General features: G+C 71.6%; 22 protein-coding genes. 6 read left to right on the top strand and 16 right to left on the bottom strand.

The window, feature by feature from the left end; genetic code table 11:
* Positions 1–406 precede the first annotated feature (406 nt).
* The 6 genes from ACZ499_RS02615 to ACZ499_RS02590 all read right to left on the bottom strand — a co-directional run bounded on the left by ACZ499_RS02615 (position 407) and on the right by ACZ499_RS02590 (position 6715).
* Entirely contained in the window at positions 407–1966 is a 1560-nt protein-coding gene (locus tag ACZ499_RS02615; RefSeq protein WP_468671425.1) for a DoxX family protein, read from the bottom strand.
* Between the two features lie 103 nt (positions 1967–2069).
* Positions 2070–3029 (bottom strand): 23S rRNA (guanosine(2251)-2'-O)-methyltransferase RlmB, encoded by a 960-nt coding sequence (gene rlmB / locus ACZ499_RS02610; protein WP_385547552.1) that lies wholly within the window; start codon positions 3027–3029, stop codon positions 2070–2072.
* Between the two features lie 119 nt (positions 3030–3148).
* Positions 3149–4561 (bottom strand): cysteine--tRNA ligase, encoded by a 1413-nt coding sequence (gene cysS / locus ACZ499_RS02605; RefSeq protein WP_468671422.1) that lies wholly within the window; start codon positions 4559–4561, stop codon positions 3149–3151.
* A gap of 158 nt (positions 4562–4719) precedes the next feature.
* Positions 4720–5259 (bottom strand): 2-C-methyl-D-erythritol 2,4-cyclodiphosphate synthase, encoded by a 540-nt coding sequence (gene ispF / locus ACZ499_RS02600; RefSeq protein WP_468671419.1) that lies wholly within the window; start codon positions 5257–5259, stop codon positions 4720–4722.
* On the bottom strand, positions 5249–5986 hold the full coding sequence (gene ispD / locus ACZ499_RS02595) for a 2-C-methyl-D-erythritol 4-phosphate cytidylyltransferase (RefSeq protein WP_468671416.1): 738 nt from the start codon (positions 5984–5986) through the stop codon (positions 5249–5251). Before ispD ends, ispF begins: the two co-directional genes overlap by 11 nt.
* Before the next feature lie 246 nt (positions 5987–6232).
* Entirely contained in the window at positions 6233–6715 is a 483-nt protein-coding gene (locus tag ACZ499_RS02590) for a CarD family transcriptional regulator (RefSeq protein ID WP_120722213.1), read from the bottom strand.
* Between the two features lie 629 nt (positions 6716–7344).
* Here ACZ499_RS02590 and ACZ499_RS02585 point away from each other — a divergent pair.
* Positions 7345–8016: a copper chaperone PCu(A)C domain-containing protein gene (locus tag ACZ499_RS02585; protein ID WP_468671410.1), complete on the top strand. Its 672-nt coding sequence runs from the start codon at positions 7345–7347 to the stop codon at positions 8014–8016.
* Positions 8017–8211: 195 nt separating this feature from the next.
* On the opposite strand, the gene phoP is transcribed toward ACZ499_RS02585, so the two are convergent.
* Together phoP and phoR are read right to left on the bottom strand one after the other, a co-directional pair.
* Positions 8212–8883 (bottom strand): two-component system response regulator PhoP, encoded by a 672-nt coding sequence (gene phoP / locus ACZ499_RS02580; protein ID WP_465270246.1) that lies wholly within the window; start codon positions 8881–8883, stop codon positions 8212–8214.
* A gap of 5 nt (positions 8884–8888) precedes the next feature.
* Complete coding sequence (gene phoR, locus ACZ499_RS02575; RefSeq protein WP_468671407.1) at positions 8889–10169, bottom strand: two-component system sensor histidine kinase PhoR; 1281 nt, start codon at positions 10167–10169, stop codon at positions 8889–8891.
* A 223-nt stretch (positions 10170–10392) separates the two neighbouring features.
* Between phoR and phoU the strand changes: the two genes are divergently transcribed.
* Positions 10393–11073 carry a phosphate signaling complex protein PhoU gene (phoU, locus tag ACZ499_RS02570; protein WP_468671406.1) on the top strand — a complete coding sequence of 227 codons (681 nt, stop codon included), beginning with the start codon at positions 10393–10395 and terminating at the stop codon, positions 11071–11073.
* A 336-nt stretch (positions 11074–11409) separates the two neighbouring features.
* On the opposite strand, the gene ACZ499_RS02565 is transcribed toward phoU, so the two are convergent.
* A complete protein-coding gene (locus ACZ499_RS02565) occupies positions 11410–12603 on the bottom strand; it encodes a serine hydrolase domain-containing protein (protein WP_468671404.1) in 1194 nt (397 codons plus the stop codon).
* A gap of 195 nt (positions 12604–12798) precedes the next feature.
* Positions 12799–13560 carry a phosphoglyceromutase gene (locus ACZ499_RS02560; protein ID WP_468671402.1) on the bottom strand — a complete coding sequence of 254 codons (762 nt, stop codon included), beginning with the start codon at positions 13558–13560 and terminating at the stop codon, positions 12799–12801.
* A gap of 221 nt (positions 13561–13781) precedes the next feature.
* Between ACZ499_RS02560 and ACZ499_RS02555 the strand changes: the two genes are divergently transcribed.
* Positions 13782–15071 carry an MDR family MFS transporter gene (locus ACZ499_RS02555; RefSeq protein WP_468671399.1) on the top strand — a complete coding sequence of 430 codons (1290 nt, stop codon included), beginning with the start codon at positions 13782–13784 and terminating at the stop codon, positions 15069–15071.
* 370 nt (positions 15072–15441) lie between these two features.
* On the opposite strand, the gene ACZ499_RS02550 is transcribed toward ACZ499_RS02555, so the two are convergent.
* Both ACZ499_RS02550 and mshA read right to left on the bottom strand, forming a co-directional pair.
* Positions 15442–15942 (bottom strand): type III secretion system chaperone family protein, encoded by a 501-nt coding sequence (locus tag ACZ499_RS02550; RefSeq protein ID WP_468671397.1) that lies wholly within the window; start codon positions 15940–15942, stop codon positions 15442–15444.
* Positions 15935–17278 carry a D-inositol-3-phosphate glycosyltransferase gene (gene mshA / locus ACZ499_RS02545; RefSeq protein WP_468671394.1) on the bottom strand — a complete coding sequence of 448 codons (1344 nt, stop codon included), beginning with the start codon at positions 17276–17278 and terminating at the stop codon, positions 15935–15937. The genes ACZ499_RS02550 and mshA overlap by 8 nt, the downstream gene beginning before the upstream one ends.
* 195 nt (positions 17279–17473) lie before the next feature.
* Between mshA and ACZ499_RS02540 the strand changes: the two genes are divergently transcribed.
* From ACZ499_RS02540 to ACZ499_RS02530, 3 genes are all read left to right on the top strand, one after another.
* Positions 17474–18262: a class I SAM-dependent methyltransferase gene (locus ACZ499_RS02540; RefSeq protein ID WP_468671391.1), complete on the top strand. Its 789-nt coding sequence runs from the start codon at positions 17474–17476 to the stop codon at positions 18260–18262.
* A 316-nt stretch (positions 18263–18578) separates the two neighbouring features.
* The gene (locus tag ACZ499_RS02535) at positions 18579–19595 is read left to right on the top strand and encodes a C40 family peptidase (protein ID WP_468672068.1); all 1017 of its coding nucleotides are present in this window, start codon (positions 18579–18581) and stop codon (positions 19593–19595) included.
* 265 nt (positions 19596–19860) lie between these two features.
* Entirely contained in the window at positions 19861–21306 is a 1446-nt protein-coding gene (locus tag ACZ499_RS02530; RefSeq protein ID WP_468671388.1) for a PP2C family protein-serine/threonine phosphatase, read from the top strand.
* A gap of 217 nt (positions 21307–21523) precedes the next feature.
* Here the strand turns inward: ACZ499_RS02530 and ACZ499_RS02525 are convergent, their stop codons facing one another.
* The 4 genes from ACZ499_RS02525 to ACZ499_RS02510 all read right to left on the bottom strand — a co-directional run bounded on the left by ACZ499_RS02525 (position 21524) and on the right by ACZ499_RS02510 (position 23764).
* Positions 21524–21877, bottom strand: coding sequence for a DUF2516 family protein (locus ACZ499_RS02525; RefSeq protein WP_468671385.1), 354 nt, complete (start codon positions 21875–21877; stop codon positions 21524–21526).
* Between the two features lie 101 nt (positions 21878–21978).
* Positions 21979–22590: a hypothetical protein gene (locus ACZ499_RS02520; RefSeq protein ID WP_468411796.1), complete on the bottom strand. Its 612-nt coding sequence runs from the start codon at positions 22588–22590 to the stop codon at positions 21979–21981.
* A 41-nt stretch (positions 22591–22631) separates the two neighbouring features.
* Complete coding sequence (locus ACZ499_RS02515; protein WP_468411798.1) at positions 22632–23069, bottom strand: helix-turn-helix domain-containing protein; 438 nt, start codon at positions 23067–23069, stop codon at positions 22632–22634.
* 122 nt (positions 23070–23191) lie between these two features.
* Positions 23192–23764: a YceI family protein gene (locus ACZ499_RS02510; RefSeq protein WP_468671383.1), complete on the bottom strand. Its 573-nt coding sequence runs from the start codon at positions 23762–23764 to the stop codon at positions 23192–23194.
* Positions 23765–23869 lie beyond the last annotated feature (105 nt).

Genomic DNA, 23869 nt, shown 5'->3' with positions numbered 1-23869 from the left:
AAGCCGTGCGGGGCCCCCCCGTGGGGTCTTCCCCCCCCCCCTCCCCCCCCCGCCCCCCCCCCCCCCCCCCCCCCCCCCCCCCCCCCCCCCGGGACCCCGCTCGTCCGCGGGTGGGTGGGGGCTGGTCGCGCAGTTCCCGCGCCCCTGAAGGGCGGGAGCTTCGCTCCCTGCCCCCCTGCGCCTCAACGCCGGAGAGGCTGGAGGTGCCAAGGGGCGCGGGGAACTGCGCGACCAGCCACACACAGCCCGCAGACAAACAGGGGGCCGGGGACGAAGCCCCAGCAGGGGTGCAGGGGCCGCAGGCCCCGCAACGGGGTCCGAGGGAGCAGCCCCCGGGAAAACCTCCGCCCCTCCCCCACCCCCGGAGGGGTCTGGGGAAGGGGCGGGGTGGGGGAACAAAGCCCCGTCAGCCCAGCAGCCCACCAATCGGGTTCCGGTTACCCCCCGTAGACCCCGTCCCCCCCGACGGAGTCGACGCACCCCCCGTAGACGTCGGCCCCGAACTCGTCGACGGCGGCGCCGCCGGCGCCCGGTGGCGGGACGGCGGCGGCTTGTGGCCCGTCGTGCCCTGGGACGTCTGGCTCGGCACACCCCCGACCGTCCCGGGCTGCCGTACGGCCTTGGGCGCCGCCCGCTTCGACGGCTTCGCGGACGGCTTGGCCGACCCGCTCGCGGACGGCTTGGGCGAGCCGGGACGCCGTACGACCGGAGCGTGCGGCGTGGGCGCCAGCGGGGTGCCCGGCAGGTAGTTGGTGGGGTCGGAGTTGGGCCCCGGGACCGTCACCATCTCGGTGGAGCGGACCGCGCCGCCGAGGAGCGAGCCGATCAGCAGTGTCAGGCCGACCAGGACCGTCGCCATGACGGTGCCCCGCCGCAGCACCCGCCGCCGCAGCTCCCACAGCGTGGAGCGCGGGCCGAGGCGCCGCCAGGCCTCGCCGGCGAGGCGGGCGTCCAGCGAGTACACCGGCGCGCCCGCCGTGATCAGGGGGGACCAGGCGGCCAGGTAGATGAAGTCCGGCGCGTCGTACGCCGGGACCGTCTGCCAGCTCACCGTCAGGAGCAGCGCCGCCGACAGCAGCGCCCCGAACACCGCCGCGACCCGCTGCCACAGGCCCATCATGGTCAGTACGCCCACCACGATCTGGACGAAGGCCACCGACAGGCCCGCCCCGACCGGGTGCTGGAGCGCGAAGTCGCGCAGCGGCCCGGCGAGGCCCCACGGGTGCAGTGAGTTCAGCCACTTCATCATCGAGCCGCGCTCGCCGCCGTCGAAGTAGACGGGGTCGCAGAGCTTGCCCATCCCCGCGTACACGGAGATGAAGCCGAGGAAGACGCGCAGCGGGAGGAGGACCACGCCGAGGTTCATCCGGCGGCCCGGGTAGTACGCGTGCCGCACCTGGTCCACGCCGTGCCGCTGCCCGCGTGCACCGGAGCCGTCGGGCCCCTCGGGCCGGTCGGACCTGTCGAAGTCGTCGCCCTCGTAGCCCTCGTAGCCGCGCTCGAACTCGTCGAAGCCGCCGTCCCCGTACGCCCCTTGGGCGTATCCGTGCGGGCTCTGGCGGACCGCCTGCAGGGCCGTCTCCGCAACGCCGCCGGAGTCCGCGAGCGGCGAGCGCGGGCCCACCACGACCGGCGTGGGCAGGGTGTCCTGGCCGATGCGCGGGAGGACCTGGACGCCGCCCGCGTCGAGCGCCGCGCCCGGCGCGTCCAGGCCGCGCACCGCCTGGAGCAGGCCGGTCGCCCCGGGCGCCGCCCGGCCGGTCCACACCACCGGGGCCCGGCGGCGGGCCGTCCGCTGCCCGGCCGGCATCCTCGCCAAGCGCTTCGGCTGGGCCTTCGGGGCGAAATGCACCCGGAAACTGGCGTGGTTGACGATGACCTGCGCGGGGTCCGAGTCCACCTTGAGCATACTCAGGGCAGGCTGATCGTCGAACCCGGGCCGGGGCGTTCTGGTGTCCACACTCATCTAACCGAGTGATGGAGGTTTAGGACACTGCCTTGACGGGCCCGATCTGTCCGAGGCCCGTCAAGATCACCTACGCCGGACGGGCGTCGGGCGTACGGGGGTGTCAGCCCTTGCGGCGGCGCGCCGCCTCGTACAGCACGATGCCCGCCGCGACACCGGCGTTCAGCGACTCGGCGCCGCCCGGCATCGAGATCCGCACCCGGTAGTCGCAGGTCTCGCCGACGAGGCGGCCCAGGCCCTTGCCCTCGCTGCCGATGACGATGACGACCGGGCCGCCCAGCGCCTCCAGCTGCTCGACCGTGTGCTCGCCGTCGGCCGCCAGGCCCACGATCGTGACACCGGCCTTCTTGTACTCCTCCAGGGCGCGGGTCAGGTTGGTGACGCGCGAGACCGGCGTACGGGCCGCGGTGCCCGCCGAGGACTTCCAGGCGCCGGCCGTCATACCGGCCGCGCGGCGCTCGGGCACGACCACGCCGTGGCCGCCGAAGGCGGAGGTGGAGCGGACGATCGCACCGAGGTTGCGCGGGTCGGTGACGCCGTCGAGGGCGACGATCAGCGGCTCGTCGTGGTTGTCGTACGCCGCCTCCAGGAGGTCCTGCGGGTGCGCGTACTCGTACGGCGGGACCTGGAGGACCATGCCCTGGTGGTTGAGGCCGTTGGTCATCCGGTCGAGCTCGGCGCGCGGGGCCTCCATCAGGTTGATGTTGCCGCGCTCGCCCGCGAGCTGGAGCGCGTCGCGCACCCGCTCGTCGTTGTCGATGTACTGCTGCACGTACAGCGTGGTCGCCGGGACGCCGTCGCGCAGCGCCTCGAAGACCGGGTTGCGGCCGACGACCATCTCGGACGTGCCCTTGGGGCCGCCGCGGCGCGGGGCCGGGCGGCGGGTCGCCGCCTGCTTGGCCTTGGCGGTGGCGATGCGGTTCTTCTTGTGCTTCTTGCGCTCCTCCGCGGGCGGCGTGGGGCCCTTGCCTTCCAGACCCCGGCGCCGCTGGCCACCGCTGCCGACCGTCGCGCCCTTCTTGTTGGACGTGCGGCGGTTCCTGCGCTGGCTGTTCCCGGCCATGACCTACCTGTTTCCGTGATTCTGCGACCTACGGGGCGTCGTGGCGTCCGTGGGTCCTGCGTACGTACGTATATGAAGTGTGCCGCCCAGTCGCCCGGGCGGCACATCGCGCTTCCCCGTCAGCGGGGGCCGAGGGTCCAGCGGGGGCCGCTGGGGCTGTCCTCGATGACCAGGCCGGACTGGGTCAGCTGGTCGCGGATGGCGTCCGCGGTGGCCCAGTCCTTACGGGCGCGGGCCGCCTCGCGCTGTTCGAGCACCAGCCGTACGAGCGTGTCGACGGCCCCGTGCATGCTTTTGAGAGAACCGGTCTCGCCGCGGTCGGCCTCGCCCGCCCAGTGGGCGTCCAGCGGGTCCAGGCCCAGGACACCGAGCATCGCACGGACCTCGGCGAGCCGGGCGATGGCCGCTTCCTTGTCGTCCGCGGCCAGTGCGCTGTTGCCCTGGCGGACCGTGGTGTGGACGATCGCCAGGGCCTGCGGGACGCCCAGGTCGTCGTCCATCGCCTCGGCGAACGCGGGCGGGACCTCGGACGCGGGCTCGACCGCGCCCCCCGCCTTCTCGACGACGCGCTGGACGAAGCCCTCGATGCGCGCGAAAGCCGACTCGGCCTCGCGCAGGGCCTCCACGCTGTACTCGATGGTCGAGCGGTAGTGCGGGGTGCCCAGGTAGTAGCGCAGGACGATCGGGCGCCACTGCTTGACCATGTCGGAGACGAGGACCGAGTTGCCGAGCGACTTGGACATCTTCTCGCCGGACATGGTGACCCAGGCGTTGTGCATCCAGTACGCGGCGAACGCGTCGCCGTACGCCTTGGCCTGGGCGATCTCGTTCTCGTGGTGCGGGAAGATCAGATCGCGCCCGCCGCCGTGGATGTCGAAGGCGCTGCCCAGGTACTTGTGGGCCATCGCCGAGCACTCCAGGTGCCAGCCGGGACGGCCGCGCCCCCAGGGCGTCTCCCAGTCGGGCTCGCCCGGCTTCGTCGCCTTCCACATGGCGAAGTCGCGGGGGTCGCGCTTGCCCGCGACGCCCTCGTCAGGCTGGAGCAGGTCGTCGATGTTCTGGTTGGACAGCTCCAGATAGCCGGGGAAGGAGCGCACGTCGAAGTAGACGCTGCCGTCCGCCTCGTACGCGTGACCGCGCTCGATCAGACCGCGCATCATCTCGATCATCTCGGGCACATGCCCGGTCGCCCTCGGCTCGTACGTGGGCGGCAGGCAACCCAGCTCGTTGTAGCCGTCGTTGAAGGCGCGCTCGTTCTCGTATCCGATCGACCACCAAGGGCGGCCCTGCTCGGCCGACTTCGCGATGATCTTGTCGTCGATGTCGGTGACGTTGCGGACGAACGTGACGTCGTAGCCGCGGTATTGGAACCAGCGGCGCGCGATGTCGAAGTTCAGGTAGGAGCGGACGTGCCCGATGTGCGGGGCGGCCTGCACGGTCGCGCCACAGAGGTAGATCGAGACACAGCCCGGCACGAGCGGGGTGAAGTCACGGATCTGCCGGGCGCTGGTGTCGTACAGGCGAATAGTCACCACTCCAGGGTAGTGGGCCCGTAGCAGTGCCCCGCGACCCTTGGGCCACGGGGCACCGAAGTGTGACAGAAGCTTTTCCGGCGGGCTTTGCGGCAGGCTTTAGGGCGAGCTTCGCGACGAGTATCCGACGAGCTTTTCCGGCCGCCGCCGGAAGGTGTTCATCCGGTCCGGTACACCAGCGCCGTGGCGATCGCGGCGAGGCCGTCGCCGCGGCCGGGGAAGCCCAGGCCGTCGGTGGTGGCGCCGGAGACCGAGACGGGCGCGCCGACCGCGTCCGAGAGCACCTTCTGCGCCTCGTCGCGCCGCTTGCCGATCTTGGGGCGGGGGCCGACCACCTGGACGGCCACGTTGCCGATGCCGAAGCCCGCGTCCCGGACGATCCGCGCGGCCTCGGTGAGCAGCGTGACGCCGGACGCGCCGGACCACTCGGGGCGCCCGGTGCCGAAGTGGGCGCCGAGGTCGCCCAGGCCGGCCGCGGAGAACAGGGCGTTGCAGGCGGCGTGGGCGACGACGTCGGCGTCGGAGTGGCCCGCGAGGCCGGGGCCCTCACCCTCCCAGAGCAGGCCCGCGCACCACAGCTCGCGGCCCTCCTCGAAGGCGTGGATGTCGGTGCCGATGCCCACCTGCGGCAGTATCAGTCGCGGGCTGCCGCCCGGGGCCGCAACCTGCTGCTGTGCCGGAGGCGCCTCAGAAGCCATCGTTCGCCCTCCTGCGGGCCAGGACCGCCTCCGCCAGGACCAGGTCCAGCGGGCGGGTGACCTTGAAGGCCTCCTCGTGGCCGGGGACGACCACGACCTTCAGGCCCAGCCGCTCGACCATGGACGCGTCGTCCGTGACGTCGCCGGTGACGCTCTCGTGGGCGCGCACCAGGGTGGCGTGGTCGAAGCCCTGCGGGGTCTGGACGGCGCGCAGCCGGGCACGGTCGGGCGTGGCGAGCACCGGCTCGGGGGCGCCGTCGGCTTGCGGCTCGACCTCCTTGACGGTGTCGGCGAGCGGCAGCGCGGGGACGACGGCCGGGGCCCCGTCCCGTACGGCCTCGATCACCGCGTCGACGGTGTCGACCGGCACCAGCGGGCGGGCAGCGTCGTGGACGAGAACCACGTCGATACCCTGCGGCAGCGCTTCCAGGCCGAGCCGGACGGACTCCTGGCGGGTCTCGCCGCCGGGCACCACGACGAAGTCGGTGCGGTCCGGCAGCGCGTGCTCGGCCAGCAGGTTCTTCACCTCGGTGGCGCCGTCGGGCGGGGCCACGACGACGACGAGCGAGACGGCGCGGGAGGCGGCCATCGCCCGTACGGCGTGGATGAGTATGGGCGTGCCGTTCAGCGTGCGGAGCGCCTTGGGGGCGCCCGGGCCGAGCCGCACGCCGCGGCCGGCCGCGGGGATCACGGCGGCCGTGCGGAAAACGCGCGTTTCCTCAGACAAGGTTTGTGTCCTTCGGCGACATGGGTATGGCCTCAGCAAGCTGGGCTCGACGCCCTGACCGGCCCCTTCCGTGACGACCGGTCGGGCACTCCGCCCGGCCCGGCACGCCGGTGCGGGTGCCGTGCGTACTGATGATGTCCGAACATGCCGCAGCGCCCGGCGACGCAGCAGTAGGTTCACTGCTGGTCAGCGGGCACCGCGGCAATGCTGGTCCTCCGGGAGGCGAAGCCCCCGGACTTACCAGTGTCAGGACGCGAGGACCTCGTCGAGAAGGGCCTCGGCCTTGTCTTCGTTGGTGTTCTCAGCGAGTGCCAGCTCGCTCACCAGAATCTGGCGCGCCTTGGCGAGCATGCGCTTCTCACCCGCGGAGAGTCCGCGCTCGCGCTCACGACGCCACAGGTCGCGCACTACTTCGGCGACCTTGATGACATCGCCGGAGGCGAGCTTCTCGAGATTCGCCTTGTAGCGACGGGACCAGTTGGTGGGCTCTTCCGCAAACGGTGCACGCAGCACCTCGAAGACCCGGTCCAGCCCGTCCTGCCCGACCACATCGCGTACGCCTACGAACTCCGCATTGTCCGCGGGTACGCGTACCGTCAAGTCGCCCTGGGCGACCTTGAGCACCAAGTAGGTCTTGTCCACGCCTTTGATCTGGCGAGTTTCGATGGCCTCGATCAGCGCGGCCCCGTGATGGGGATAGACCACGGTGTCGCCAACCTTGAACGTCATGTGACAGGTACCCCTTCCGTGGCTATCCAGGGTAACACGAGAACAGCCTGTTCTGAATGGCGTTTTCGCAGGTCAGGGCATATCTCGGGGCTTGACAACAGCAACAGGAACGTGCTGCGGAGGGCTCGCGGGAGGGGGTATTCGCAGGTCGGAGCGGCTGTTCGGGGGCAGGGAAACATGCCCGTCACACTCTTCGCAACCCCCCTCAAGTGGCCTGAACATCCCGTTTTGTCGGGTTCCAAGCGGTGAACTTCCACTGCTCCGTTCGGTGATCGGTCACCCGTTCGGCGTGACCGGGACTTTTTCGTGAATTGATCAACGGACCCGGGCCGGGGGGTTTTCGGTAAGGAATACGTGGCGGTCCGGAGAATTGATCACCGGCGATATGTGAACGGCGTGCGAAACACCGAGATCAGAGCGGGTGCGGACGTCTCACGGGGGTTCCGGGCAGGGTTCTGGGGGCGCGCTCGGCGGATGCGGGGCGAACGGCGTACCGGTCCGGGCGCGGCGGACCCGCGCCGAGGGGCGGGTCGGGTGCGGGCTCGTGGGGACGGCTCGGTAACCTAAGCCAGCTGACACAGACTTAGCCGTCCTTTAGATGTCCTTACGTCCAAGGAGTTGCCGCCGCCGTGAGCCGCAGCCTTCGACGCGGCGCCCTCGCCGCCTCTGCCATCGCGTTCTCGCTCGCCTCTCTCGCCGCATGCTCGGCGGGCAACGACGCGCAGACGCTCGAAGTGAAGCCGGACAACGCCGCCGTCAAGGTGGGTGACATCAAGATCCAGAACGCGACCGTCCTCACGCAGCCCAAGGCCGACGCGGCCGGGCCCGCCGTGATCACGGCGACCGTGTTCAACAACGGCGACAAGCCGCAGACGCTCGACGCCGTCAAGCTCGCGTCCTCGGGCGCCACGGTGAAGCTCTCCCCCGGCAAGGGCCAGAGCGGGCTCACCGTCCCCGCGCACGGCTCGCTGATGCTCGGCGGCAAGGACAACGCGTCCGCCGTCGTGGAGAACGGCAAGGAGGCCGCCAAGAACGGCGACGCCCAGCCCGTCACCTTCCAGCTGAGCAGGACCGGCGACGTGACGCTGCGCGCGTTCGTGGTCCCCGCCACCAGCTTCTTCGAGGGCTACGGCCCCAGCGAGCTCCCCAAGCCCCCGGCGGCCACGTCGGGCGCTCCGGGCGGCGCCTCGTCCACGACGCCGGGCGCCCCGGCGAGCGGCAAGCCCTCGGGCAAGCCGTCGAACACGCCCCCCAAGGGCGGCAAGCCGTCGGGCACGGCGAGCACGGGTGCGGGTCACTGACGTACGCAGCTGTACGAGGAGGGGCCCCGGACGATGTCCGGGGCCCCTCCTCGTCCGTACCGGCCGTACCGCTGCGTACGGGCCGTGCCGCTCTTTACGGCTCGAACCCCTCCCGCGTGCGCCCCTCGCACCGCTTCGCGGGCTTCGGAGCGCTGTGCCGGACCCCGTCCGGCCAGTCGGGGTTCGAGGGGTTGTCTACGGCTCGAACTTGTAGCCCAGGCCTCGCACCGTCACCAGGTACCTCGGCGCGCCCGGGTCCGGCTCGATCTTGGCGCGGAGGCGCTTGACGTGGACGTCGAGGGTCTTGGTGTCGCCGACGTAGTCCGCGCCCCAGACTCTGTCGATCAGCTGCATACGGGTCAGCACGCGGCCCGCGTTGCGCAGCAGCATCTCCAGGAGGTCGAACTCCTTCAGCGGCAGGTCGACCTTGCCGCCGGAGACGGTGACCACGTGGCGGTCCACGTCCATACGGACCGGGCCGGCCTCCAGGGCCGCCGGGGTGACCTCCTCCGGCTCGCCCCGGCGGCGCAGCACCGCGCGGATGCGGGCGACGAGCTCACGGGACGAGAAGGGCTTGGTGACGTAGTCGTCGGCTCCTATTTCGAGGCCCACGACCTTGTCGATCTCGCTGTCCTTGGCGGTGACCATGATCACCGGGACGTTGGAGCGGCCGCGCAGCTGGCGGCAGACCTCCGTGCCGGGCAGCCCCGGCAGCATCAGGTCGAGCAGCACGAGGTCGGCGCCGTTGCGCTCGAACTCGTCCAGCCCGTCGGGCCCGGTGGCCGCCACGGCGACCTCGAAGCCCTCTTTGCGGAGCATGTAGGACAGGGCGTCGCTGAACGATTCCTCGTCCTCGACGACGAGCACTCGGGTCACGGAAGGACCTCCGGGGCAGGGGGCACAGTGGTGGAGTCGTGCGCGGTCGGGAAGGTGTCGTACGGCGGCTCGTCGACGGCGTCGTCGTCGTCCGGGCCTGCGGGGTCGGATGCGGCGCGGTCCCGTACGGCGCCGGCCTCCGGCAGCCTCAGGGTGAAGGTGGAGCCCTGTCCCTCGGAGCTCCAGACGGTGACCTCCCCGCCGTGCGAGGCGGCCACGTGCTTGACGATGGCCAGGCCCAGGCCCGTACCACCGGTGGCGCGGGAACGGGCCGGGTCGACTCGGTAGAAGCGCTCGAAGACGCGCTCCCGGTCCTTCTCCGAGATGCCGATGCCCTGGTCGGTCACGGCTATCTCGATGAGGTCCCCGCCGGGCGCGGCGACGCGGCGGCCCGCGATGCCGACCCTCGTCCTGGCCGGGGAGTAGTTGACCGCGTTCTCGACGAGGTTGCCGAGGGCGGCGGCGAGCTGGCCGCGGTGGCCCCAGACGTACAGATCCGCCGTGCCGCCCGCGGCCATCGTGATCTGCTTGGTGGACGCGGGGTGGCGGGAGCGGTCGATGGCCTCGGCCACCAGCTCGTCGACCCGGACCGGCTCGGCGTCGTCCAGCGGGTGGTCGTTCTGGACCCGGGACAGGTCGATGAGCTCCTGGACCAGATTGGTCAGCCGGTTGGCCTCGATCTGCATCCGGCCCGCGAAGCGGGTGATCGCCTCGGGGTCGTCCGAGGCGTCCATGACGGCCTCGGAGAGCAGGGAGAGCGCGCCGACCGGCGTCTTGAGCTCATGGCTGACGTTGGCGACGAAGTCGCGCCGGACGGCCTCGATGCGCCTTGCCTCGGTCAGGTCCTCGACCAGGAGCAGTACGAGGCGGGAGCCGAGGGGGGCGACCCGGGCGGAGACCGCGAGGGCCTCGCCCCGGCCGGTGCCCCGGCGCGGCAGATCCAGCTCCACCTGCCGTATCTCACCGTCACGGCGGGTGTCGCGGGCCATGTGGAGCATCGGCTCCACGGCCAGCTTTCCGCCCCTGACCAGCCCCAGGGCGTACGCCGCGGAGCTGGCCTTGACCACCGAGTCGCTCTCGTCGAGCACCACCGCCGAGGAGCGGAGCACCGAAAGCACGGTGTCCACGCCGGGCGGCAGGACCGCGTCCGTGTGCAGGGATGTCCGGGTGGGCCGCGCCTGGTCGCGCTCGCTCCAGCGGAACGCCAGCATGGCGATGACGCCGGTGCACAACCCGGCGATCGCTGCAGCTGCGGCGACCGCCGCGTTCACGTCCATGCATCCAGGTTATGCGGGCGCACCGACACTCTCCCAGCCATCCGGGTGCCTGCTCGAACGTTCGTCGCCCAGAGTTCACCATGGTGATAGTGCCGGTTCACTTGGTGTGGCCGAATCGGACGCGTAACCCACGGAACGTGGGAGCGTGGGGGTCACGACATCCCCTGCCTCCCCCGGAGTCATTCCCGGAGTCATTGCCGCAGTCATGGAAAGAGGGACACCCATGCGGGACGCGTACCACGAGGAACTTGACTCGATCGGCGAGGGCCTGGTCGAGATGGCCCGCCTTGTCGGGTCGGCGATCGGGCGCGCCACGACGGCCATGCTCGACGCCGATCTCAAGCTCGCCGAGAGTGTGATCGCCGCCGACCAGAAGGTCGACGATCTGCAGCACGACCTGGAGGCGCGGGCGATAGCCCTGCTGGCCCGCCAGCAGCCCGTCGCGACGGATCTCCGCATCGTCGTGACGTCCCTGAGGATGAGCGCCGACCTGGAGCGTTCGGGCGACCTGGCCCAGCACGTCGCCAAGCTGACCCGGCTGCGCTACCCGGCGCGGGCGGTCCCGCACGACCTGCACGCCACCATCCTGGAGATGGGCCAGCTGGCCCAGCGCCTGATGGCGAAGGCCGCCGAGGTGATCATCACCAAGGACGTCGACCTGGCCCTCCAGCTGGAGCAGGACGACGACGAGATGGACCTGCTGCACCGCACGCTCTTCCAGCACCTGATGGACGACCGCTGGAAGCACGGCATCGAGACGGCCGTCGACGTGACGCTGCTCGGCCGCTACTACGAGCGGTTCGCTGACCACGCGGTCTCGGTCGCCAAGCGGGTCGTGTACCTGGTCACCGGCGAGCACGCGGACGAGCTCCAGCAGGCACCGGCGCAGGTCGAGGGCGCGTAGCGGGCGGCACGGGGGCGCGGGGCGGCTCGGCGGGCGGGGGTGCGGCCGGCGCCTTGGAGCGCGGGGGCGCGCGGACATCGGGGCGCGCGCCGTTGATGCGCCCGCCCCGGTGGGCATCCAATGGGGGTGAGGTACGCGTACCCCCAACCCCGGGAGGGACCATGACCGAGACTCCGACTCCGAACGCCTCCGGCTGCCAGTGCGGCCCGAGCTGCCAGTGCGGCTGCCAGTCGGGCGGCTCGTGCCAGTGCGGCGGCGGCTGCTGAGCCAGCGGTACGGGAAGGGCCCCGTCCGGGACACGGACGGGGCCCTTCGCGCGCTGCCGCTCCGGGCGTGTCAGTCCTGGTCGGACGCTTCGCCGTAGACGTTGCCGGGGCTGATCACCTGGGTGATGGCCCGGCCGAGCAGGGTGCTGGGGTTCTCACCGTTCGAGGCGATGTCGGTGTTGAGCAGGAGCACCATCGTCGCCTTCTGGGCGGGCAGGTAGACCGTCAGGCTCTGGTAGCCGGGCAGGGAGCCCGCGTGACCGATCCACCCGTGGTTGATGTCGACGCCCAGCCCGTAGAAGTCGCCCGGCGCACCGGTGGGCTGCGCGTCGAGGCGCTGCGCCTGGGTGCGCGGGCTCAGCAGACGGCCGGTGGCGACGTTCACCGCCCAGGAGCGCATGTCGTCGAGGTCCGAGATCATCGCGCCGGCCGCCCAGCCCCAGCTGGGGTTGAAGTCCGTGGCGTCCGCCACCTCGCCGTCCGGCGTGAAGTCGGTGTAGCCGTGGGCGTGCGGCCGCGGGAACTCCGCCGCCTTCGGCAGGAAGGTGCGCTTCAGGCCGCTCGGCCGGGTGATCAGGTCCCGGATCACGTCCCGCAGGGGGCAGTGGGTGACCTTCTCGACGACCAGGCCGAGCAGCACGGTGTTGGTGTTGGAGTAGTCGAACTGCGTCCCGGGCGGGAACAGGTTGGCGTGCTGGAAGGCGATGCGGAGCAGCTCACTCGGGGCCCACTGGCGGTGCGGCTGGGTCGTCAGCAGGTGCTGGAAGCCCTCGTCCTTGGTGTAGGCGAACAGGCCGCTGCGCATCTGGGCGAGCTGGCGCAGCGTGATGTGCCGTCCGTCGGGCACTCCGGGGACGTACTTGGAGATCGGGTCGTCCAGGCGGACCTGGCCGCGGTCGACGAGCTGGAGCAGCGCGGTGACGGTGAAGGTCTTGGTCTCGCTGCCGATGCGCATGTTCAGGTCGGTCCGCATCGGGGCGCCGTCGTGCTTGTCCGCGACACCGAAGGCCCGCACGTAGCGCGGCTGTCCGGGTTTCCAGACACCCACGATCACTCCCGGGACCCCGGCGTCGACGGCCGCCCGCCGGATCACCCGGTCGAGCTCCGCCGCGGTCGCGGACCCGGGCGATGGCGCGGCGGCCGACGCCCCGGGAGCCGGTACGGCCGCTGCGGGACCGGCGGTCGCGGGCAGGAGGGCGGCCACGCAGACCGAGACGGCCATCGCAAGGCGAAGCAGGGCATTACGGCCCGTTCGGATATACATATCTCCGGGATAAGTCCCTTCCAGGACTTTGCCCGCAGCGCAACGCCGGACCGCGGCGCTCATTCATCCGAACGCCCCGGGGGTTGCCCCGCAATGGACGCCCCACGCGCCGGCCGAGGGCCCGGAGCGGCACCGGGACGTGAAAATGCCTCCCATCCGCGCCGTTCGCGCAGGTGGGAGGCATGATCAGGCTTTCTACTTCTTCTTGCCCTGGTTCTTGACCGCCTCGATCGCGGCGGCGGCCGCGTCCGGGTCGAGGTAGGTGCCGCCCGGCTTGACGGGCTTGAAGTCCGCGTCGAGCTCGTAGACGAGCGGGATGCCGGTCGGGATGTTCAGCCCCGCGATGTCGGCGTCCGAGACGCCGTCGAGGTGCTTGACCAGCGCGCGCAGCGAGTTGCCGTGGGCGGCGACCAGTACGGTGCGGCCCGCGAGCAGGTCCGGGACGATGCCGTCGTACCAGTACGGCAGCATGCGGACGACGACGTCCTTGAGGCACTCGGTGCGCGGGCGCAGCTCCGGCGGGATGGAGGCGTAGCGCGCGTCGTCGGACTGCGAGAACTCGGTGCCGTCCGCGAGCTCCGGCGGCGGGGTGTCGTACGAGCGGCGCCACAGCATGAACTGCTCCTCGCCGAACTCGGCGAGCGTCTGCGCCTTGTCCTTGCCCTGGAGCGCGCCGTAGTGCCGCTCGTTCAGGCGCCAGCTGCGGTGCACCGGGATCCAGTGGCGGTCCGCGGACTCCAGCGCGAGCTGGGCGGTGCGGATGGCGCGCTTCTGAAGGGAGGTGTGCAGCACGTCGGGGAGCAGGCCGGCGTCCTTGAGCAGCTCACCGCCGCGCGCCGCCTCCTTCTCGCCCTTCGGCGTGAGGTTGACGTCCACCCACCCGGTGAACAGGTTCTTCTCGTTCCACTCGCTCTCGCCGTGGCGGAGGAGGATCAGCTTGTACGGTGCGTCGGCCATGCGTCCGAGCGTAATCGACGTTCGCGGGCCCTCGCGCGCGCGGGGAGCAAGGTGCCGGGAGCGTCTCGGCACGTGGACGATTGACGGTCGGCGTCAATTGAGTAGCGGGTGAGAGCCCTCGGATCGTAAGTTGCGTCTATCGCCAGCACCACTTACACGGCTCTGTGCCGCGTGGGTGTGCCCGGCGCTTGTCGTCAGCTTGCCGTTCCGGGGGGAAACCGATGTCCGTCGCCAGTCTCAGACGCGCCGCACGAGAGAGCGTCTCGGGTCTTCCCCGGGAGTTCTGGTGGCTGTGGACGAGCACGCTGATCAACCGGCTCGGGGCGTTCGTCGCCACGTTCATGACCCTCTACCTGACCCATGAGCGCGGCTATTCGGCCTCGTACGCGGGCCTGGTGGTCTCCCTGCACGGCCTGGGCGGCGTGATCTCCTCCCTCGGCGCGGGCGTTCTGACCGACCGGCTCGGCCGCCGCCCCACGATGATGGCCGCCCAGACGGCGACGGCCTTCTCGGTGGCGCTGCTCGGCTTCATGACCGACCCGGCCGCGATCGTCGCCGTCGCCTTCCTGGTCGGCATGGCCTCCAACGCCTCGCGCCCGGCCGTCCAGGCGATGATGGCGGACATCGTGAAGCCCGAGGACCGGATGCGGGCCTTCTCGCTCAACTACTGGGCGATCAACCTCGGGTTCGCGGTCTCCGCGGCGGGCGCCGGCTTCGTCGCGCAGCACAGCTATCTGGCGGGCTTCCTCGGCGAGGCGGCGCTGACGCTGACGTGCGCGGTGCTGGTCTTCCTGAAGCTGCCGGAGTCACGGCCGGAGCGGGTGGCGACGGTCAAGTCACGGGGGCGGGGGACGGGTACGGGGTCGGAGCCGGAGCCGGAGGTCGGCCTCGGGACGGTGTTCCGCGACGGCCGCTTCATGGGCGTCGTCGGCCTCTCCTTCCTCATCTCCCTGATCTTCCAGCAGGGTTACGTGGGTCTGCCGGTCGCCATGGGTGCGGACGGCTTCTCCAGCGCGGACTTCGGCCTGGCGATGGCGGTCAACGGCGTTCTGATCGTCGCCCTCCAGATCCCGGTCACGCGGGCCATCGAGCACCGCGATCCACGCCGTCTGCTGATCGTGTCGTCGCTGCTGGCGGGGTACGGGTTCGGGCTCACCGCGTTCGCCGGTTCGGTGGGGGTGTACGCGCTGACGATCTGCGTCTGGACCCTCGCCGAGATCATCAACTCGCCCACCCAGACGGGGCTGGTGGTACGCCTGTCCCCCGTCCACGGGCGGGGCCGGTACCAGGGCGTGTACACGATGTCGTGGTCCGTGGCGGCCCTCGTCGCCCCCCTGATGTCGGGCTTCGTCGTCGACCACTTCGGGGCGGACTGGTTGTGGGGGGCTTGTGCGGTGCTGGGGACCGCGGGGGCGGGGGGTTACTGGCTGCTGATGCGGGGGTTGGGGGATGGGGAGGATGTGGTGGCGGGGGGTGGCGTGGTGGAGCGGCGCGCGAAGGCGGCGGCGTGACGCACCGGGCTTTCGTGCCCCCACCCCGCCCCTTCCCTGAACCCTCCGGGGGGTGGGTGGGGGGCGGGGGCTTGTTTCCCGGGGGCTCCGCCCCCGGGCCCCGTTCGTCTGCGGGCCCGGTGGGGGCTGGTCGCGCAGTTCCCCGCGCCCCTTGGGGGATGGGGTCGTCCAGCCCGGACGCGTCAGGTTCCGGAGGGCGCGGGGCGCGGCACATTCAGCCCCTCCGGCGTTCGAGGAGCGGGGTCCGGGGCGGAGCCCCGAAACGGGGCGCAGGGGCCGCAGGCCCCGCCGGGAGCCCAAGGCCGCAGCCCCCGGGAAAACAGCCTCCACCACCCACCCCCGGAGGGTTCAGGTAACGGGCGGGGAGGGGCTACTCCTGCTTGGCCGGCGGGCGTTGCGTCAGACTGGTGAACGCGTCCAGGTTTCGGGTCGACTCCCCCCGCGACACCCTCCACTCGTACTCCCGCCGGATCGCCGACGCGAAGCCCAGTTCCAGAAGAGTGTTGAAGGAGCCGTCCGCCTCCTCCAGGACCGTGCCCAGGAGGCGGTCCAGTTCCTCGGGGGTGATCGAGGAGAGCGGGAACTTGCCCGCCAGGTAGACGTCTCCGAGGTGGTCGACCGCGTAACTCACCCCGTAGAGGCGGAGGTTGCGCTCCAGGAGCCAGCGGTGGACGCCCGCGTCGTTCTCGTCGGGGTGGCGGACCACGAACGCGTTGACCGACAACGAGTGGCGGCCGACCCGCAGCGAGCACGTCGTGGACAGCTTTCGCGTGCCCGGCAGCTTCACCACGTACGAGCCCGGTTCAGGGGACTCCCACTCCAGCTCGGCGTCCTTGAGGTACGCGTCGATCACAGCCAGTGCGTCAGCCATGGTGCGAGCGTACGCGACGGCGGTGTTCGTGCATCGCCGCGGTGTAGACGTCCGCCGTGGCCGACGCGGCCGTCCCCCAGCCGAAGGACTGGGCGTGCCGGGCGGCCGCCGCGCCCATCCGGTCCGCCAGCGACGGGTCGTCCAGGAAGCGGCGCAGGGCGCGCGCGTAGTCGCCGGGGTCGTGGCCGGGGATCAGGAAGCCGGTCTCGCCGGACCGCACCGCGACCGGCAGGCCGCCGACCGCCGCCGCCACCACCGGCGTCCCCGCCGCCTGCGCCTCGATCGCCACCAGTCCGAAGGACTCGCTGTACGAGGGCATGACCAGCACCGACGCCGCCCGGAACCAGTCCGCGAGCCGGTCCTGGCCCACCGGCGGGTGGAACCGGACCACGTCCGAGATGCCGAGCCGGGCCGCCAGTTTGTGCAGCCCCTCCGGCTTGGCCAGGCCGCTGCCGGACGGGCCGCCTATCACCGGGACCACGAGCCGCGAGCGCAGCGACGGGTTCTCGGTGAGCAGCGCCGCCACCGCCCGCAGCAGGATGTCGGGCGCCTTCAGCGGCTGGATGCGGCCCGCGAAGAGCGGGATCACGGCGTCCTGCGGCAGACCGAGCCGGGCCCGCGCCGCCGCCCGGCCGTCGGCGGGGCGGAAGCGGTCCAGGTTCACGCCGGGGTGGACGACCGCGACCTTGCCGGGGTCGGCGTCGTAGAAGCGGACGAGCTCGTCGGCCTCCTCGGCTGTGTTGGCGATCAGCCGGTCCGCCGCGTCGACGATCTGCGTCTCGCCGATCACCCGGGCCGCGGGCTCGGGCGTGTCGCCGTCGGCGAGCGCGGCGTTCTTGACCTTGGCCATGGTGTGCATGGCGTGCACCAGCGGCACGCCCCAGCGCTCGGCGGCGAGCCAGCCGACGTGGCCGGAGAGCCAGTAGTGGGAGTGGACCAGGTCGTAGTGGCCGGGCCGGTGGCCCGCCCAGGCCTGCATCACACCGTGGGTGAAAGCGCACAGCTGGGCCGGCAGCTCTTCTTTGGCCAGGCCCTCGTAAGGCCCCGCGTCGACGTGCCGGACCAGGACCCCGGGCGCCATCTCCACGGTCGGGGCAAGCCCGCCCGTGGTCGCCCGGGTGAAGATCTCGACCTCGATGTTGATCGCGGCGAGCCGCTTGGCGAGCTCCACGATGTAGACGTTCATCCCGCCCGCGTCGCCCGTGCCCGGCTGGTGCAGCGGGGAGGTGTGGACGCTGAGCATGGCGATCCGCCGCGGCCTGCGGTGGCCCCCGGGGAGCCTGAGCCGGGGCGGCCCCGCCAGGGTGCCGGTGAACCGGGACACGTACTGGCTCACGTCGACGTCCTCTCGACCGGGGGGCAGGGCGGGTGGGGCTGGTTCTGGTGGGGCTGGGCATGGCTTGCGGAGGACACGTACGCGCCCTCAGTGAGCGGTAACCACCGGAACCCTTCCTTTCATTTCCGCTTCCCCGCACTTTTGCCGAAAACTTGCCCGCCACCGCCTCTCACCAGGGGCGCCTACCCTCGTCGTATGGCTCCACCCAAGCGACCCGTCGGCACCGTCACGCGCGGCACCACCAATCCCAATCGGCTGCGCCGCATGGACCGCTGGATCGCCGAGGTCCACGGCCCCGCGCTGCGCCGCGCCGAGGCGCCGGTCGCGGTGGACCTGGGGTACGGGGCGGCCCCCTGGACGGCCGTCGAGCTGCTGCGGCGGCTGCGGGCCGCCGCGCCCGCCGTGTCGGTGGTGGGGATCGAGATCGAGCCCGCCCGGGTCGCGGCCGCGAAGCCGTGCGAGAGGGAGGGCCTCACCTTCCTGCACGGCGGCTTCGAGGTGCCGCTGCCCCATGCGCCGCTGCTGATCCGGGCGGCGAACGTGCTGCGGCAGTACGAGGAGGGCGAGGTCGCGGCGGTGTGGGCGCGGCTGTGCGGGCGGCTCGCGGAGGGCGGGCTGCTGGTCGAGGGCACCTGCGACGAGATCGGGCGGCGGCACGTGTGGGTGGCGCTCGACGCGTCGGGCCCGCGCACGGTGACGTTCGCGACGCGGCTCGGCTCCCTGGAGCGCCCCTCCGACCTGGCGGAGCGGCTGCCGAAGGCGCTGATCCACCGGAACGTGCCGGGCGAGCCGGTCCACGCGTTCCTGCGCGACTTCGACCGGGCGTGGGCGGCGGCGGCCCCGTACGCCTCGCTGGGCGCGCGGCAGCGGTGGATCCGGGCGGTCCGGGACCTGGCGGCGGACTGGCCGCTGCGGGACGGGCCGCGGCGGTGGCGGCAGGGGGAGGTCACGGTGGAGTGGGGGGCGCTGGCGCCGCGGGGGTGAAGGCGGGGCGGCAGGACGGGTGACTTCCGGAGCCGGCTGACCTCGCACGGGTGAATACCGGGGTCGGTCGGCGTCGAAGGGAACGCACTGCGCCTGCCGTTCGTCCCACACGCGGGGGGTGACCCGTGACGTGCCGTCCGCCCCTGTCGTTTTGAGGGACGGCATGGCACCATCACGACGTTGCCAGAATGTTACTGACGGTAAATCAGCTACCGTTTTGCCTGGTGTTGTCCGGTTGTCCGGAGGGGGAGACTTAGTGCAGCCGCGCCGCTTGGCCACCGCGATCACCGTGGTGTGCGCCTTGACCGTGCTCGCGATGCCGGCCACGGCGTTCGCCGCGCCGAATCCGAAGCCGGACCCGACCACGTCGACCGCTCCCCCGGCCCCGCCGGTGTCGTCGAAGAGCCTCGAAGACGTGCGCAAGGAGATAGACGAGCTCTACCGGCAGGCGGCGGTCGCGACCGAGGCGTACAACCAGGCACAGGAGCAGACCAAGCTCCAGTCCGCGGAGATCGTGAAGATCGCCCAGGAGATCGTCAAGGGCGAGGAGCGGATCAAGCGGCTGAAGGACCAGGCGGGGGCGGCGGCCCGGCTGCAGTACCGCACGGGCGGGCTGCCGCTCGGCGCGCAGATGATGCTCAGCGGCAACCCGGACGGATTCCTGGACGGCGCCGACCGGCTGCGCCAGGGCCAGCAGGCCAATCAGGGGATGCTGGCCGAACTGAACCGTACGCAACAGGACTTGGCGCAGTACTCGAAGGACGCCTCCGCCCAGTGGAAGAAGCTGGAGGCGAACCGGGTCAAGAAGGAGACCGCCAAGAAGGAGATCACCGGCAAGATCGCGGCCGCCGAGAAGCTGGAGTCCCAGCTGGAGGCGAAGGAGCGCGAGCGGCTGGCGGAGCTGGAGCGGCAGCAGCAGTACAAGGCGCAGACGGACTGGCTCAGTTCGGGGATATTGAAGGAGATCAACGGCCGGGCGAGCGAGCAGGGCCGCAAGGCGGTCAAGTTCGCGACCGACCAGATCGGCAAGCCGTACGTGTGGGGAGCTGAGGGGCCGAAGTCGTACGACTGCTCCGGCCTGACCTCCCAGGCGTGGCTGGCGGCGGGCCGGGGCATTCCGCGCACCTCGCAGGAGCAGTGGGCGCAGCTGCCGCATGTCGCCATCAAGGACATGCGCCCGGGCGATCTCATCATCTACTTCTCGGACGCGACGCACGTCGGGATGTACGTCGGCGACGGCGCGATCGTGCACGCGCCCCGGCCGGGGCGGAACGTGACGGTCGCGGGTGCGGGCACGATGCCGATCCTGGGGGTCGTCCGCCCGGACAGGTAAGAACGTGGCCCGCACCCGCGACCGGTAAGACGTCGTCCGCCCGGACAAGTGAGACGTCGACCACCCGGACGACGGAGGGGGCATGCGCCCGGGCGAGTGAGGCGTCAGGCGCCCGGACAAGTGCGGCATGTGGCATATGCCATGAGTCATTTGCCGAACAGTCACCGAACGCCATTCCGCTGCGCGGTCCACTGACGCTAGGGTCCCGGACTGGCGGCAACGCAGCCCGGCGTTCCGCGGCGCCCTCGGGAGGAGGGAGACCGGAATGCCCGCACCGCATATGTGGTCCCCTCGGACGCCCCCGCCGGGACCGGGTGAACCGGCCCCGGCAACCCTGCCTGCCCCCGGCCCCTTGGCCCCGTCCCCCGGCCTGCCGGGGACGCGAGTGCCCGACGGGCTGGTGGGCGCGGGCGGTCCGGACGCCCTCTCGGGCGCGGGTGGAGCGGTCGTGCCGACGGCGCCGGGTGCGTCCGGTGCGAGCAGTACGGGGCTGGAGGTGAGCCCGCACGCAACCGCGCCGCAGGCAGCCGCAACCGCGACCGCCGCCCTCAACCTCCTCGTCATCGAGGACGACCCCGGTGGCCCCTTCACCGTCTCCGAGCTGCTGCACACCGCCGGGACCCGGGTGCGGATCCGTACCGCGCGCAACCTCACCGAGGCCGAGCGGCTGCTCACCGATGATGTGAACTGCATCCTGCTCGACCTCGCGCTGCCCGGCCGCGACCCCGACGACGAGCTCGCCGCGCTGCGGCACCTGCTGCGGCTGGCACCCCGGCACGCGGTCCTCGCCCTCACCGCCTCCACCCACGCCGAACGCGCCGCCGAGGCCGTCCGCGTCGGCGCGCAGGACTACCTCTTCCGCGACGAGCTGGACGGCAGACTGCTGAGCCGGGCCATCCGGTACGCGGTGGAGCGCAAGCGCGCCGACACCGCGCAGTACAAGCTCGCGGAGTCACGGCTGCGCGCCCAGGAGAACGCCCGCCTGGAGCGCGGGCTGCTCCCGACGCCGCTCCTGGACGGCTCCGACCTGCGGTTCGCCGCCCGCTACCGGCCGGGCCGGTCGCGCGCCCTGCTCGGCGGCGACTTCTACGACACGGTCCGCACCCCCGACGGCACCGTCCACGCCATGATCGGCGACGTCTGCGGCCACGGCCCCGACGAAGCCGCCCTCGGGGTCGAACTCCGCATCGCCTGGCGGGCGTTGACGCTGGCCGGTCTGTGCGGCGACGCGCTCCTGACGACCCTTCAGCAGGTCCTGGAACACGAGCGCGACGGCGACGAGATCTTCGCGACGCTCTGTACGGTCGACATCGCCCCGGACGGCCGCCGAGCCGAGCTGAGCCTGGCGGGCCACCCGGCCCCGCTGATCACCCGCGCGGGCAGCCCCGCGAGCCTGCTCGCGTACGAGAGCGGGGGCCCGGCGCTAGGGCTGCTGCCCCAGACCCACTGGCCGCGCCGCCGGGTCGAACTGGGCGAGGCGTGGAGCATTTTGATGTACACGGACGGCCTGATCGAGGGCCACACCGGCGTCGGCAACCAGCGGCTGGGCCAGGAAGGCATGACCGAGATGGTCAGCCGTCTGCTGACGACGGGCCTGCGCGGCGAGTCACTCCTGGAGGCGGCGGTCACCGAGGCCCGCGAGCTCAACGGCGGTGAACTCACCGACGATGTCGCGGTGTTGCTGCTCGAAAGGGCCGGGCCGGGCGACTGATCCGTACGTACGCGAACAGACGTGCTAGGGCCTGTCCGGCGGATCTTGTCTGGGACGCGGGGTCCTGGCACGCCCTCTCCCCCAAGGCCTCAAGGGCCAGGGGGGACCTGGGCCCCCAGCGGCGTTGTCGTCGGTTGCCGACTCCCCACCAGGACCCCGCTCACCGGGACCGAAAGGCGGAGGCACCTCGCGGGCGACCAGATCCGCCGGACAGGCCCTAGCGACCGCCGTTGTACGGCCCGTACGGACCGTCGCTGCTCGATCCGCCGCGACGGCCGCCACGCCCACGCCCGGGCCCGCCGCTGATCTGGCGCACCGCCGGGCGGACGTCCACGATGTAGACGATCACCGCCACCGCGCCGATGACCGGCAGGAACGAGAGCAGCGGGAACAGCACGCTGACCAGCAGCGCGATGGCCAGGATGATCAGCCAGAACGGCTTGGTCTGCTTGTCCACCGCACGGAACGCGTCCTCGCGGCGGAAGGCCGCATCCACGAGCGCGAACAGACTCAATGCGGTCAGGGCTGTACTCAGCAGCCACATGAACCCCGTGAATCCCTGCATCAGCACGGTCGTCCACCACCTTTCCCGGAATCGCTCCTACGCGGCCAAGGTACCCGTCAAACGTGGCGGGCACCGAAAAGGTGCCCGCCGCCGCGACGGCCCCCCGTTCACTCCGAGGGCTTGGCCGCGGTCTTCTTCGCCGTGCTCTTGCGCGCGGTCGTCTTCTTGGCGGCCGCGGGCTTGGCCTCGGCGGAGGCGGACGTGTCGGACGGCTCCGCGGAGTCGGCGGCGGGGGCCTCGGAAGCGGGCTCCGGGTCCGGCTCGACGGCCTCGGCGACCTGCAAGATCTCCTCGGCGGCCTCGCCGCGCCACTCCTTGACGACCTCCTGGCCGCGCTCGGCCACCTTGTCGTACCCCTCGCGGGCCTTGACCAGGGACTCGGCGGCGAAGCCGACCGCCTGGAGGGCGAGGTGCTGGACGGAGTCGCCCAGCTTCTTCACATCGCCGTCGAGCGCGCCGACGACCTCGTTCACCTTCGCGGTGACGGCGGCCTGGGCCTCCTTGGCCTGGGCGACGACCTTGTCCTGGACGACCTTGGGGTCGGTCTTGCGCACGGCCTCGATCCGCGCCGGGACCTCGGTCTGGATCCGCTCGACAAGCACCGGGATCTTCTCCGGGACCTTCGCGGCCTGCTTGGCGCCGAGGTCGAGCGCGCCGGCGACGAAGAAGAGGGGCTTGGGGTCGGTCAGGGCGTTACGCAGCTCATCGGTGACAGCCATGCTGGTTTCCTCCCGGATCAGTACGTCGATCAGTACGTGGCTCAGCTCTTGGGAGCCGATGGGGCATCGCCCGTGCCGTCGTCCTCGCCCTTGCCCTGGTCCCGGCCCGCGGCCGAAGCAGGTGCGTCCGCGTCGAGCCCGTTCTCCTTGCGGAAGGACTCGTAGATCTGGATCAGCACCTGCTTCTGCCGCTCGTCGAGCGAAGGGTCGGCGAGGATGACGCTCCGTGTCTCCGCCGCTTCCGGCGCCCGTTCGTCGAGGATCCCGGCCTGCACGTACAGCGTCTCGGCGGAGATCCGCAGCGCCTTGGCGAGCTGCTGCAGGATGTCCGCGCTCGGCTTGCGCAGCCCGCGCTCGATCTGGCTCAGATACGGATTGGACACCCCGGCGGCATCCGCGAGCTGCCGCAACGAGAGCTGGGCGTTACGCCGCTGCTCGCGCAGGAACCCGCCGAGATTGCCGACGTTGAGCGATGCCATACCCCGATACTGCCCTCTCCCCGCTAACTTTTGCAAGCACGTGCTTGCAAAAGTGTGCGACGCCACGTCGGCCCGGAAGGTCGGGCCCGACTCGCCGGGCCCGGGGGCCCGGCCCGCCCACGTCAGGCCTGGCTCGCCTCCACCTCCAGGGTGATCTTGATCGTGTCGCCGAGGGCCGCGCCCGTCGGGCCGCCGTGGACGCCGAAGGCCTTGCGGCTGATCTGGGTGGTCGCGGAGAAGCCCGCCACCGCGCGGCCCTCGTAGCCCTTGGTGAAGCCGTTGAGCTCCAGGTCGAGGGTGACGGGCCGGGTGACGCCGCGGACGGTCAGCTCGCCGTCGGCCAGGAAGCCGTCGCCGTTGCCCGGCCGGATCCCCGTGGAGCGGAAGGTCATCTCGGGGAACTCCTCCACGTGCAGGAATTCCTCCGACCGTACGTGGATGTCGCGCTGGTCGTGCGCCGTGGAGACCGACGCGATCTTGATCGTCGCGGTGACCGACGACTCCAGCGGGTTCTCGGCGAGCACGATCTCGCCCTCGAACTCGTCGAACCGGCCGCGCACATTGGCGATGCCCAAGTGCCGTACGGAGAAGGCGATTTCGGAGTGGACCGGGTCGATCGCCCAGGTGCCGGGCGTGTAGCCGGGCAGATCGGCGGCCGAGACGGCCGGCTCGGGAGAGGTGGAGGAGGTGGACATGCTGGTGAGGCCCCCAGAAGACGTAAGCGGTCGGGTGGACGAGTGCTCGCGTTGCCTTGTGCTGCCCTGCGCCGCCTTGCCCTGCGTAGGGCTCGGTCCCTTGCT

Source organism: Streptomyces sp. NPDC031265 (assembly GCF_055570295.1).
The sequence above is the reverse complement of the archived record's forward strand: the minus strand, read 5'-3'. Positions and strand labels throughout refer to the sequence as shown.

Coding starts and splice junctions, on each gene's coding strand:
- phoU (WP_468671406.1), top strand. CDS start 10,393: ATGCGGGACGCGTACCACGAGGAACTTGACTCGATCGGCGAGGGCCTG.
- phoR (WP_468671407.1), bottom strand. CDS start 10,169: ATGGACGTGAACGCGGCGGTCGCCGCAGCTGCAGCGATCGCCGGGTTG.
- ACZ499_RS02565 (WP_468671404.1), bottom strand. CDS start 12,603: ATGTATATCCGAACGGGCCGTAATGCCCTGCTTCGCCTTGCGATGGCC.
- ACZ499_RS02550 (WP_468671397.1), bottom strand. CDS start 15,942: ATGGCTGACGCACTGGCTGTGATCGACGCGTACCTCAAGGACGCCGAG.
- ispF (WP_468671419.1), bottom strand. CDS start 5,259: ATGGCTTCTGAGGCGCCTCCGGCACAGCAGCAGGTTGCGGCCCCGGGC.
- ACZ499_RS02560 (WP_468671402.1), bottom strand. CDS start 13,560: ATGGCCGACGCACCGTACAAGCTGATCCTCCTCCGCCACGGCGAGAGC.
- ACZ499_RS02615 (WP_468671425.1), bottom strand. CDS start 1,966: ATGAGTGTGGACACCAGAACGCCCCGGCCCGGGTTCGACGATCAGCCT.
- ACZ499_RS02540 (WP_468671391.1), top strand. CDS start 17,474: ATGGCTCCACCCAAGCGACCCGTCGGCACCGTCACGCGCGGCACCACC.
- ACZ499_RS02590 (WP_120722213.1), bottom strand. CDS start 6,715: ATGACGTTCAAGGTTGGCGACACCGTGGTCTATCCCCATCACGGGGCC.
- ACZ499_RS02530 (WP_468671388.1), top strand. CDS start 19,861: ATGCCCGCACCGCATATGTGGTCCCCTCGGACGCCCCCGCCGGGACCG.
- ACZ499_RS02535 (WP_468672068.1), top strand. CDS start 18,579: ATGCCGGCCACGGCGTTCGCCGCGCCGAATCCGAAGCCGGACCCGACC.
- rlmB (WP_385547552.1), bottom strand. CDS start 3,029: ATGGCCGGGAACAGCCAGCGCAGGAACCGCCGCACGTCCAACAAGAAG.
- ACZ499_RS02555 (WP_468671399.1), top strand. CDS start 13,782: ATGTCCGTCGCCAGTCTCAGACGCGCCGCACGAGAGAGCGTCTCGGGT.
- ACZ499_RS02515 (WP_468411798.1), bottom strand. CDS start 23,069: ATGGCATCGCTCAACGTCGGCAATCTCGGCGGGTTCCTGCGCGAGCAG.
- ACZ499_RS02520 (WP_468411796.1), bottom strand. CDS start 22,590: ATGGCTGTCACCGATGAGCTGCGTAACGCCCTGACCGACCCCAAGCCC.
- ACZ499_RS02510 (WP_468671383.1), bottom strand. CDS start 23,764: ATGTCCACCTCCTCCACCTCTCCCGAGCCGGCCGTCTCGGCCGCCGAT.